This window comes from Streptomyces tubercidicus (assembly GCF_027497495.1).
Classification (GTDB): Bacteria; Actinomycetota; Actinomycetes; order Streptomycetales; family Streptomycetaceae; genus Streptomyces; species Streptomyces tubercidicus.
Map to the genome: position 1 here is coordinate 7692876 of NZ_CP114205.1, position 12953 is coordinate 7705828.

The 12953-nt window shown below is 70.8% G+C and carries 1 protein-coding gene; it reads left to right on the forward strand.

Features of this window, described 5'->3' with window-relative positions:
* Positions 1-248 precede the first annotated feature (248 nt).
* Positions 249-12938, forward strand: a complete 12690-nt coding sequence (locus STRTU_RS33675) for a type I polyketide synthase (RefSeq protein ID WP_159748936.1) — start codon at positions 249-251, stop codon at positions 12936-12938.
* Positions 12939-12953: the final 15 nt, after the last annotated feature.

A 12953-nucleotide genomic window follows, 5' to 3' on the forward strand; every position in this document is an offset into this window, starting at 1 on the left:
CATTGCTGCGCCCCTTCACGCTGGTGTGTTCGGCACCGCACCGGACGGCCGGCGTCCTGTCCTTTCGCAGCTTGCACCGGGGAATCCTGGCATTCACCTAGTCTCTGCGGCTTGCCGTCGCGACAGGGCCCTCCGGCCCGCCTAGGAGATCCCCTAGAGGTAGCTTTCGGCCCGCCTTTCGGAGCACACCGCTGTGGAACGGTGAAGGTCAGCCGTGACTGTGCCGCTTCGCCTAAGGAGTGCGATTGATGAACGGGTCGGAAACCGCGGGCTCCACGATTCCCTCGCCGCACAGCGAGCCGATCGCGGTCATCGGCCTGTCCTGCCGCTTGCCGGGGGCAGCCGACCCGGACGCCCTCTGGGAACTCCTCCGCGACGGCAGGAGCGCGATCACCGAGGCACCGGCCGACCGGTGGCCCGCCGAACTCCTCGCGGAGTCAGGGGTGTCCGAGCCGGCCCGGGGCGGCTTCCTCGACGACGTCGCCGCGTTCGACGCCGCATTCTTCGGCGTCTCCCCGCGCGAGGCCCGGTCCATGGACCCGCAGCAGCGACTCGCCCTCGAACTCGGCTGGGAGGCCCTGGAAAACGCCCGCGTCCGTCCGGAACGGCTCCACGGCCACCGGACCGGGGTGTACATCGGAGCCACCGTCGAGGACTACGCCGTACTCGTCCACCAGCAGGGCACCACGGCACTCGACCACCACACTCCGACCGGTCTCAACCGCGGACTCATCGCCAACCGCCTCTCCTACCACCTCGGTCTGCGCGGCCCCAGCATGACCCTGGACACCGCACAGTCCTCGTCGCTCGTCGCGGTCCAGACCGCATGCGACAGCCTGCGCCGCGGAGACTGCGAAACCGCCCTGGCCGGCGGCGTGCACCTCAACCTCGCCCCCGAAAGCACCATCGCCATGTCCCGCCTGGGCGCACTCAGCCCGAGCGGCCGCTGCCACACCTTCGACGCCCGTGCCGATGGATTCGTACGCGGCGAGGGAGGCGGCCTCGTCGTCCTCAAGCCGCTCGCCAGGGCACTGGCGGACGGTGACCACGTGCACGCCGTGATCCACGGCGGAGCGGTCAACAACGACGGGGGCGGGCCCGGCCTCACCACCCCGGACGCCGCCGCACAGGAAGAGGTGCTGCGCCTGGCCTGCGAGCGTGCCGGCATCCACCCCGGCGACATCGGCTATGTGGAGCTGCACGGCACCGGTACCAAGGTCGGCGACCCCATCGAGGCGGCATCGCTCGGCGCCGCCTTCGGCACCGACCCGCGACGCAAGGCTCAGCTGCCGGTCGGCTCGGTCAAGACGAACATCGGGCACCTGGAAGGCGCCGCCGGTATCGCCGGGCTGCTCAAGGTGGTGCTGTGCGTGGAGCACGGCCGCCTCGTACCGAGCCTGAACTTCGCCACCCCCCACCCCGGCATTCCGCTCGACGCCCTGAACCTCCGGGTGCAGACGGAGTCCCGGGCATGGACGGCGCAGGCGGGGCGGCAACTCGTCGCCGGGGTCTCGTCGTTCGGGATGGGCGGCACGAACGCCCATCTGGTCGTGGGGCGGGCCGAGGAGCTGCCTGAGCGGGAGGAGCCGGCCGGGGACGGGGAGGGGACGGCGGATGCGTCGGCGTCGGCGTCGGTGTCGGTGTCGTCGGTCTCGGCTTCGGCCTCGGGTGTGGTGGTGCCATGGGTGGTGTCCGGGCGTTCTGCTGACGCCTTGGCAGCGCAGGCGGAGCGGTTGGCGGCGCGGCTGGCGGGGACGGGTCTGTCTCCGGCTGATGTGGGCTGGTCGCTGGTGGCCTCGCGGTCGTCGTTCGAGCACCGGGCGGTCATCGTGGGCTCGGAAATCGGCGAACTGGGCGCCGGTGTACGGGCCGTGGCGGAGGGACGCCCCGATGCCGCGGTGACGGTCGGCGAAGCGACCGTCACCTCCGGCAAAACGGTGTTCGTCTTTCCCGGTCAGGGGTCGCAGTGGCTCGGGATGGGGGTGGAGCTGCTGGACTCCTCGCCGGTGTTCGCCCGTCGGTTGGCGGAGTGTGAGGCGGCGCTGGAGCCGTTTGTCGACTGGTCCCTGCGTGAGGTGTTGCGTGGGGCCGACGGTGCGCCGGGCCTGGACCGGGTGGATGTGGTGCAGCCCGTGCTGTGGGCCGTGATGGTGTCGTTGGCGGAGCTCTGGTGCGCCCATGGCGTCGAGCCCGCGGCGGTCGTCGGCCACAGCCAGGGAGAGATCGCCGCGGCGTGTGTCGCCGGGGCGTTGAGTCTGGTGGACGGCGCCCGGGTGGTCGCACTGCGCAGCAAGGCGATCCGTGCGCTGTCCGGCCGTGGCGGAATGGTGTCGGTGGCGCTGCCCCGGCCTGACGTGGAGGAGTTGATCGCACCATGGAGTGGTGGTCGGGTTTCGGTTGCGGCGGTCAACGGGCCGTCGTCGGTGGTGGTGTCCGGTGATGATGATGTTCTGGACCGGCTGGTGGAGGAGTGCCGCGAGCGCGAGGTCCGTGCACGGCGGATCGACGTGGACTACGCCTCGCATTCGGCGCATGTGGAGTCGATCGAGGAGACGCTGAGGGAGGTCCTGGCGCCGGTCGCACCCCGGACGTCCGCCGTGCCGCTGTTCTCGACGACGACGGGCGGGTGGCTGGACACGGCGGCCATGGACGCCGGGTATTGGTTCACCAACCTGCGGCGGACCGTGGAGTTCGCGCCCGCCATCGAAGCCCTCACCGCGGCCGGCCACCACACCTTCGTGGAGGTCAGCCCGCACCCTGTTCTGACCATGCCGGTGCAGGAGACGGTCGAGACCGCGGGCGCCGAGGCTGCGGTCGTCGGCACACTGCGCCGTGGCGAGGGTGGTCTCGCCCGGTTCTATACCTCACTCGGCGAGCTGTATGTGCAGGGCGTGGCCGTCGACTGGTCCCCGGCCTTCACCGCCCACCGCCCCCGGCTCGTGGACCTGCCCACGTATGCCTTCCAGCGCGAACGGCACTGGGTGGAGCAGACGGCCGGGTCCACTGGTGAGGGCTTCCGCCGGACCACTGCTGACGGGGCTGACCGGCCCGTTGGCGCCGCGGCCGACAGCCCCGGGACGAGTCGGCCGACACTCGAAGTCGTACGGGACCATGCGGCCGCCGTGCTCGGTCACCGGGAGCCCTCCGCGATCAACACGGGCCGGACGTTCAAGGATCTCGGCTTCGACTCGGTCACCGCCGTAGAGCTGCGGAACCAGCTGAACCGGGCCCTCGGGGTACGGCTGCCGTCCACGGCGCTGTACAACCATCCCTCGCCCACCCGGCTGGCCGACTATCTCGACGCCGAACTCCTGGGCGCCGCCCACACGTTGGAGTCGGCGCACGGTCCGGCCGCCGGCCCCCAGGCCGACCCCGACGAGCCGATCGCCGTCGTCGCGATGGCCTGCCGCTACCCCGGTGGTGTGCAGTCGCCCGAAGACCTCTGGCAGGTGCTGCGGGACCGGGTGGACGCGGTGTCGCCGTTCCCCACCGACCGGGGCTGGCAGACCGACGCGCTGTACGACCCCGACCCCGAACGCTCGGGCACCAGTTACGTACGCGAGGGCGGGTTCCTCGACGCCGCGTCCTTCGACGCCGGGTTCTTCGGGATTTCGCCCCGTGAGGCGCTGGCCATGGACCCGCAGCAGCGGCTTCTGCTGGAGACCTCCTGGGAGGCGCTGGAACGGGCAGGCATCGACCCGGCGGGCGTCCGCGGCAGTCTCACCGGCGTGTTCGTCGGCGCCATGGCGCAGGAGTACGGCCCCCGGCTGCACCAGGCGAACCACCAGGTCGAGGGCCATGTCCTGACCGGAACGACCACCAGCGTCGCCTCCGGACGCATCGCCTACACCCTCGGTCTCGAAGGACCGGCCATCACCGTGGACACGGCATGCTCCTCGTCCCTGGTGGCGCTGCATCTCGCGGCGCAGGCGCTGCGCGCGGGAGAGTGCACCCTCGCGCTCGCCGGTGGGGCGACGGTGATGTCACAGCCCGGCATGTTCGTGGAGTTCAGCCGGCAGCGCGGGCTCGCACCCGACGGCCGGTGCAAGCCGTTCGCCGCGGCGGCCGACGGCACCGCATGGGGCGAAGGCGCCGGAATCCTGCTGGTGGAACGCCTGTCGGACGCCCGGCGCAATGGCCACCCGGTGCTTGCCGTGCTGCGCGGCAGCGCCACCAACCAGGACGGCGCCTCGAACGGCCTCAGCGCCCCTAACGGGCCTTCGCAAGAGCGCGTGATCCGGGCTGCGCTCGCCGCCGCCGGACTGCACCCGGCCGAGGTCGACGCGGTGGAGGCGCATGGCACCGGCACGGCACTCGGCGACCCCATCGAGGCGGAGGCCCTGCTGGCCACCTACGGCAGCGACCGCGACGCGGACCGCCCGCTGTGGCTCGGCTCGCTCAAGTCCAACATCGGGCACACCCAGGCCGCCGCCGGTGTCGCCGGGGTCATCAAGATGGTGCTCGCGCTGCGGCACGGCGTCCTCCCGGAAACGCTGCACCTCGACGCACCGTCCCCGCATGTGGACTGGTCGGCGGGTTCGGTACGGCTGCTCGCCGAGCCCCAGCCGTGGGAGGAGAGCGGGCAGCCGCGCCGGGCCGGTGTCTCGTCGTTCGGCATCAGCGGCACCAATGCGCATGTGATCGTGGAACAGGCTCCGGCCGAGATCCCGAAAGCCGCTGAGGAAGCGACGTGTGGCGGCGCTGACAGGACCGTCGTGCCATGGCTTGTGCACGGCCGGACCCCGGACGCACTGCGCGCACAGGCAGCCGCCCTCGCCGCCCATCTCGACACGCTCCCCGAAGCCGCTCCCTACGACGTCGCGCACTCCCTGCTCACGACGCGCACGGCACTGGAACACCGAGCGGCACTCATCGGCACCGACCGCGCCGCGCTGCTCGCGGAGCTGCACGCCGTGGCCGAGGGCAACCCCGGATCCCATACCGCCACCGGCGCCGTACCGACCGCCCTCGGTTCCGGAACGGTGTTCGTTTTCCCTGGTCAGGGGTCGCAGTGGGTGGGGATGGCGGTGGAGTTGCTGGATTCTTCGCCGGTGTTTGCGGGGCGGTTGGTGGAGTGTGAGGCGGCGTTGGAGCCGTTCACGGACTGGTCGCTGCGTGAGGTGTTGCGTGGGGTGGAGGGTGCGCCGGGTCTGGACCGGGTGGATGTGGTGCAGCCGGTGTTGTGGGCGGTGATGGTGTCGTTGGCGGCGGTGTGGCGGGCTCATGGTGTGGAGCCTGCTGCGGTGGTCGGTCACAGTCAGGGGGAGATTGCGGCAGCCTGCGTCGCTGGGGCGTTGAGCCTGGAGGACGGCGCTCGGGTGGTGGCGCTGCGGAGTAGGGCGATCCGTGCGTTGTCGGGTCGTGGGGGGATGGTGTCGGTGGCGCTGTCCTCGTCCGAGGTGGCGGAGTTGGTGGAGCCGTGGGGTGGCCGGGTTTCGGTTGCGGCGGTTAATGGTCCGTCTGCGGTGGTGGTGTCGGGTGATGTGGATGCGTTGGATGAGTTGCTGGCGAGGTGTCGGGAGCGTGGTGTTCGTGCTCGTCGGATAGATGTGGATTACGCCTCGCATTCGGCGCATGTGGAGTCGATTCGTGAGGAGTTGCTTGAGGTTCTGGCGCCCGTGGTGCCTCGTCCGGCAGAGGTGCCGTTCTTTTCGACGGTGACGGGGGAGTGGCTGGACACGGCGGGGATGGATGCCGAGTACTGGTACACGAACCTGCGGCGGACCGTGGAGTTCGCGCCCGCCGTCGAAGCTCTCGTCGCGGTCGGTCATCGCACCTTCGTGGAGGTCAGTCCGCATCCCGTGCTCACCGTGCCGCTTCAGGAAACCGCTGAGGCCGTGGGCGCGGAGGCGGTGGTGACGGGCACCCTGCGTCGTGACGACGGTGGTCTGTCCCGGCTCTACACCTCCCTCGGTGAGCTGTATGTGCACGGCATGGACGTCGACTGGTCTCCTGCGTTCGCCGATCGTCGTCCGAACCGGGTGGAACTGCCGACATACGCCTTCCAGCGGAAGCGCTTCTGGCTGAAGCCGGAAGCTCCGGCGGTGGCCGGCTCCCCGGAGGAAGAGGCGTTCTGGACGGCCGTCGGCGAGCAGGACGCGGAGAGGCTGGCGGGCACTCTTGGGCTGCCCGGCGCCGAGGCCCTGGATGGGGTGCTGCCTGCGCTGTCGTCCTGGCACCGGCAGCGGCGGCAGCGTGGTACCGCGGACGGCTGGCGCCATCGTGTCGTGTGGCGACCCGTGGCGGAACCGGCCACTGGGCAACTCGACGGCGACTGGCTGGTGGTGGTTCCGGCCGGGTACGAGGGTGACGCGCTGGTGCAGGGCGTCAGGGAGGCGCTGGCGGAAGCGGGCGCGGGCATCCACTCACTGACGGTGGACGATGGCGCCGAGCTTGCGGAGATGCCGCGTGCCGGGGCCGCTCCGTTCGCCGGTGTGCTTTCGCTCCTGGCCCTGGACGAACGGCCGGACCGTAGCCATCCCTGCGTTCCTACCGGTCTTTCGCTGACTCTCGCCCTGCTGAAGACACTCGGAGACGCCGGGATAGGCGCCCCGCTGTGGTGCGTCACCCGAGGCGCGGTCGCGACCGGCACCCCCGCCGACGACGACGCACCGGCGAACCCCGACCAGGCCGGGATCTGGGGGCTCGGCCGGGTCGCCGCGCTGGAATACCCGGAGCGCTGGGGCGGCCTCATCGACCTGCCGGGGCAGGGCGGCGGTCAAGCGGTGGAGCTGCTGACGCGGGTCCTGGCCGCAGCCCGGAATGGCGAGGATCAACTCGCTGTCCGGGGGGCCACCCTGTTCGGGCGGCGACTGGTCCCCGCACCGGTCGACGGGAAGCCCCCGCGACGCTCCTGGCGTCCGCGGGGCACCGTCCTCGTCACCGGCGGTACCGGAGCGCTGGGTGCCCATATCGCCCGCTGGCTCGCCGGCAACGGCGCGGAACATCTCGTCCTCACCGGCCGTCGTGGCGCTGACGTCCCTGGGGTGGCCGCGCTGTGCTCCGAACTCCGTGACCAGGGTGTTCAGGTCACCGTGGCGGGCTGCGACATCGGAGATCAGCAGGCGGTGGCGGACCTCGTACGACGGATTGAGCGGGACGGGGGCCCGGTCCGTGCCGTGGTGCACGCCGCCGGTGTGAGCGCTCTCGGCTCCCTGGCGGAGGCCGGGCCGGAAGACCTCGCGGCGGCGCTCGCGGGCAAGGTCGCCGGTGCCGACCATCTGACTTCCGTGCTCGACCCAACACAACTCGACGCCGTCATCTATTTCTCCTCGATATCCGGCACCTGGGGAGTGGCGGAGCACGGCGCGTACGCCGCTGCCAACGCGCTGCTCGATGCCCGTGCCGAACGCGGCCGGGCCGACGGGCTGCCGGTGCTGTCGGTCGCCTGGGGCCCCTGGGCGGGCGGCGGCATGATCGCCGACTCGTTGCATGAGGTGCTGCGGCGCCGTGGCGTGCCCGTCATCGACCCGGACATCGCCCTCACCGCGCTCCAGCAGGCGCTCGACCACGGCGACACCTCGATCGCGGTCGCCGACGTGGACTGGCCGCGCTTCAACAGCGTCTTCACCTCGGTACGGCCGAGCCGACTCCTCTCGGAGATCCCGCAACTCGCGGCCCTCGGCGACGGTGACGATGACGGGGACGCGGGCGACGGCAGTGGCGGCGGCACGGGGCGCGGGCCCGCCCGGTCGCCGCTCGCCGAGCGGCTCGCCGGACTCGATGCCCGGCATCGCACCACCACACTGCTGGAACTCGTCCGCGAACAGGTCGCCTCCGTCCTCGGTCACGACAAGACGACGCCCGTGGACCCCCAACGCCCCTTCAAGGAGCTGGGTTTTGACTCCCTGACCGCCGTCGAACTGCGCAACCGCCTGAGCCGCGCCACCGGACTGCGGCTGCCACGGACCGTCGTGTTCGATCACCCCAGCCCGGCTGCGCTCGCCGGATACGTCGGTGCCCAGCTCACCGGCGAGGAGGAATCCACCGCGAAGCCGTCCGTGGCACCGGCCCCCGTTCCCGCCCCCGTCCCCGCCTCCGGCCAGGCAGACGACGACCCGATCGTGATCGTGTCCATGGCCTGCCGCTACCCGGGGGGCGTGCAGTCGCCCGAGGATCTGTGGCGGCTGGTCCGGGAGGGCGTCGATGCGATGTCCGCCTTCCCCACCGACCGTGGATGGGACCTGGACGGCATCTACGACCCCGATGCCGACCGGCCGGGCAGCAGCTATGTCCGGGAGTCCGGATTCCTGCGCGACGCCGGTGACTTCGATGCCGAGTTCTTCGGGATCTCCCCGCGCGAGGCCCTCGCCATGGACCCGCAGCAGCGGCTTCTCCTGGAGACCTCTTGGGAGGTCTTCGAGCGTGCGGGCATCGACCCCAAGTCCCTGCGGGGCAGCGGAACCGGTGTCTATATGGGCGTCACCGACCAGGAGTACGGGAACCGTCTTCGCGCGGCGGACCCTGAGCAGATCGAGGGATATCTGGCGACCGGGGCGGCAACCAGCGTCGCATCCGGCCGGGTCGCCTACACGCTGGGACTGGAAGGCCCGGCCGTCACGGTCGACACGGCATGCTCGTCGTCCTTGGTCGCCTTGCACATGGCGGTGCGCGCACTCCGCTCGGGGGAGTGCTCGCTCGCTGTCGCGGGAGCCGCGATGATCATGGCAGATCCCGGGCCCTTCATCGGCTTCAGCCGCCAGCGGGGACTGGCGCGGGACGGGCGGTGCAAGCCGTTCTCGGCGGCGGCCGACGGATTTGCACTGTCCGAGGGGGTCGGCGTCCTCCTCGTGGAGCGCCTTTCGGACGCCCGCCGCAAGGGACATCCGGTGTTGGCGGTTGTCCGCGGGACGGCGATCAATCAGGACGGTGCGTCGAACGGTTTGACCGCGCCGAATGGTCTGTCGCAGCAGCGGGTGATCCGGGCGGCGTTGGCGGATGCGGGTGTGTCGGCCGGTGCGGTGGATGTGGTGGAGGCGCACGGTACGGGGACGTCGTTGGGTGATCCGATCGAGGCGCAGGCGCTGCTTGCCACGTACGGGCAGGGGCGGGAGGCGGACCGGCCGCTGTGGCTCGGCTCGGTCAAGTCCAACATCGGGCACACCCAGACGGTTTCCGGCCTGGCCGGGGTCATGAAGATGGTGCTCGCCATGCGCCATGCCGAATTGCCGGCGACCTTGCACGCTGATGAGCCGTCGCCGCATGTGGAGTGGTCATCGGGCGCGGTGGAGCTGCTGACCGAAGCCCGTCCGTGGACGCTCGACGAGGACCATCCGCGCCGGGCCGGTATCTCTTCCTTCGGCATCAGCGGGACTAATGCGCATGTGATTGTCGAGCAGGTGGATGAGCCCGAGTCAGCGGGGGACAGGCAGCCGGTTTCGTCCTCTTCGGGCTCGGGTGGTGGTGTGCTCGTGCCGTGGATGGTGTCCGGGCGTTCTGCTGATGCGTTGGTGGCGCAGGCGGGGCGGTTGGCGTCGCGGGTGGCGGATGCGGGCTGGTCGCCGGTTGAGGTGGGTTGGTCGTTGGTGGCGTCGCGGTCGTCGTTCGAGCACCGGGCGGTCGTCGTGGGGTCGGACACCGATGAACTAACCGCCAAACTGCGGGAGTTGAACACATCCTCGGTTGCGACCGCCGCAAAGGGTGACCCGGGCCGGACGGTGTTCGTCTTCCCTGGGCAGGGTTCGCAGTGGGCGGGGATGGCGGCAGAGCTGCTGGATTCCTCCCCGGTGTTCGCGGATCGGCTCGCCGAGTGTGAGGCGGCGTTGGAGCCGTTCACGGACTGGTCGCTGCGTGAGGTGTTGCGTGGGGTGGAGGGTGCGCCGGGTCTGGACCGGGTGGATGTGGTCCAGCCGGTGTTGTGGGCGGTCATGGTGTCGTTGGCGGCAGTGTGGCGCGCCCATGGTGTGGAGCCCGCTGCGGTGGTCGGTCACAGCCAGGGAGAGATTGCCGCAGCCTGCGTCGCCGGGGCGTTGAGTCTGGAGGACGGCGCCCGGGTCGTGGCGCTCCGCAGCAAGGCCATCCGTGCCCTGTCGGGCCGTGGCGGAATGGTGTCGGTGGCCCTTCCCGTATCCGACGTATCGGAGCTGATCGAGCCGTGGGATGGCCGAGTCTCGGTCGCGGCGGTCAACGGCCCGTCGTCGGTAGTGGTCTCCGGCGATGCAGAGGCGCTGGAAGAGTTGCTGGACGGGTGCCGGGAGCGCGAGATCCGTGCGCGTCGAATAGACGTGGACTACGCCTCGCATTCGGCACATGTGGAGTCCCTCCGTGAAGAGTTGCTCGACGTCCTGGCGCCGATCGTGCCCCAGACGTCGTCCGTGCCGTTCTTTTCGACGGTGACGGGCGAGTGGCTGGACACGGCGGAGATGGACGCCGAGTACTGGTACACCAACCTGCGGCAGACCGTGGAGTTCGCGCCCGCCGTCGAAGCCCTCGCCACGACTGGCCACCACACCTTCGTGGAGGTCAGTCCGCATCCCGTGCTCACCGTGCCGCTTCAGGAAACCGTCGAGGCCGTGAGCGCGCACGCGGTGGTGACCGGCACCCTCCGTCGCGGTGACGGCGGCCTCGCCCGGCTCTACACCTCCCTCGGCGAGCTGTACGTACACGGTGTGGATGTCGACTGGTCCCCGGCCTTTGCCGCCGCCCCCCGTCCGCGGCTGGTGGACCTGCCCACCTACGCCTTCCAACACCGCCGCTACTGGCTGGAGTCCGGGCAGCCGTCGGTAGGTAGTGGTGTGGATCGGGTGGATGCACAGTTCTGGGAGTCGGTGGAGCGTGCGGATCTGGACGGTCTGGCGGCGACGTTGGGCCTGTCGGATCCAGGCGCTTTGCGTGAGGTGTTGCCGGCATTGTCGTCGTGGCGGCAGGGTCGGCAGCAGCGGAGCACGGTCGACAGCTGGCGCTACCGCATCGTCTGGCGGCCCCAACCCGAGCCGGAATCAAGCGAGTTGACGGGCCGCTGGCTGATCGTCGCGCCGGCCGACTACCTGGATGATGACCTCGTGCAGGAGGCCGTACGCGGTCTCGGTGACCGGGCCCGCATCATGCCCGTGTCGGCCACCGCCGACAGTGCGGAACTCGTGGCACAGCTGGCGGCGTTGCGCGGCGCTGCCGATGCCCCGCTGCACGTGGTGTCGCTGCTTGCCCTGGACGACCGGGATGCCGATGGCCGCCGGGGGGTGCCCAGCAGCCTGCTCAGCACCCTGGCCCTCACCCAGGCGCTGGCCGATACGGAGGTGAACGCGTCTCTGTGGGCAGTCACCCAGGGCGCCGTCTCGACCGATGCTGTCGCACGGGGACCGGAAACCCACCGGCCATCCGACCCGATACGCAACCCCGGCCAGGCTGCCATCTGGGGCCTGGCCCGGGTCTTCGGCCTCGATCACCCCGACCGTTGGGCCGGCCTGATCGATCTGCCGAAGACCCTGGACGAGCAGGCGCTGCGTCGCTTCCTGTCCCTTCTCGGTGGTGGTGGCGGCAGTAGCCAGGATGAGTACGCCATCCGGCCGTCCGGTGTCCATGTCCGGCGTATGGTGCGCGCGCCTCTCGATCCGTCGGCGGTGGCCGAGCCGTGGCAGCCGCGCGGCTCGGTCCTCATCACCGGGGGTACCGGAGCCCTGGGCGCCCATGTGGCGAGGGCGCTCGCGGCCGGTGGTGCGGAGCATCTGGTGCTCGCCGGGAGGCGTGGCCCGGATGCCCCCGGCGCGTCCGAACTGGCCGACGAGCTGACCGCGCTCGGTGCGCGGGTGACCGTGGCCGCCTGCGATGTGACCGATCGGGCCGCGGTGGCCAAGCTGCTGGACTCGTTCACCGGGGAGGAAGCCCCGCTGACGGCCGTGGTGCACACGGCGGGCGTCGTCGGTGAGGCCCGCCCGCTCGACGAGACCTCTCTCGATGACGCCATGGCCGCCGTACACGCCAAGGTCTCCGGCGCCTGTCACCTCGACGAGCTGCTGGCAGATCATCCGCTGGACGCCTTTGTGCTGTTCTCCTCCGGTGCCGGGGTGTGGGGCAACGGTGGTCAGGGGCCCTACGCGGCCGCCAATGCCGCGCTTGACGCACTTGCCGAATGGCGCCGGGCGCAGGGCCGCCCGGCCACCTCCATCGCCTGGGGTGCCTGGGCCGGTGGTGGCATGGTCGACGAGGCCGTCGCCGAGCAGCTGCGTCGCCGTGGTGTGCCCGCCATGGATCCCGGACCGGCCGTACACGCGCTGCGGGAAGCCGTCGAACACGGTGAGCACACCCTCGTCGTCGCCGACATCCGATGGGACCGTTTCCTCCCCGCCTACACGGTGAGCGGGCCCCGGCCACTCCTGGACGAGCTGCCGGACGTACGGCAACTGCTCGCAGACCAGAAGGAGGAGAAGGCGGCAGAGGCCGACGAGAAGGGTGGCTCGGATCTGCCGGACAGGCTGGCGGCGCTTCCTGAGCCCAAGCGCAAGCGCATGCTCCTGGACCTGGTCCGCACCCATGCGTCCGCCGTACTGGGACATGCCTCGACCGAGGCGGTACGGCCCGCGCGGGCCTTCCGTGAGCTGGGCTTCGACTCACTGACCGGAGTGGAGCTGCGTAACCGGCTCAATGCGGTCACCGCGCTCACGCTCCCCGCCACGCTGGTCTTCGACCACCCCACACCGACCGCGCTCGCCGAGTATCTGCGGGACGAACTCCTGCCCGCAGAACCCGAACCAGAACTGCACCCAGAGCTGGAAGCAGGGGGCGGCACCCCCGTGCTCCCCGAGCTGCAACCCGTCGCGAGCGCGCTGCGAGCGGCCACCGACGACAACACCCGGCGGGCGCTCACCGAAGGACTGCGCGACCTGCTCGCCCACTGGGAAGGCCACGCGCCGGCGTCGACGGAGACCGTCGACGACGAACTCGCGGATGCGAGCGATGAGGACATGTTCGACCTGATCGACAGGGAACTCGGGACCGGCTGATCCGGAACGTACCCC

Bases quoted from the DNA above. Each gene is read 5' to 3' on its own strand.
- STRTU_RS33675 (WP_159748936.1), top strand. From the start codon at position 249: ATGAACGGGTCGGAAACCGCGGGCTCCACGATTCCCTCGCCGCACAGC.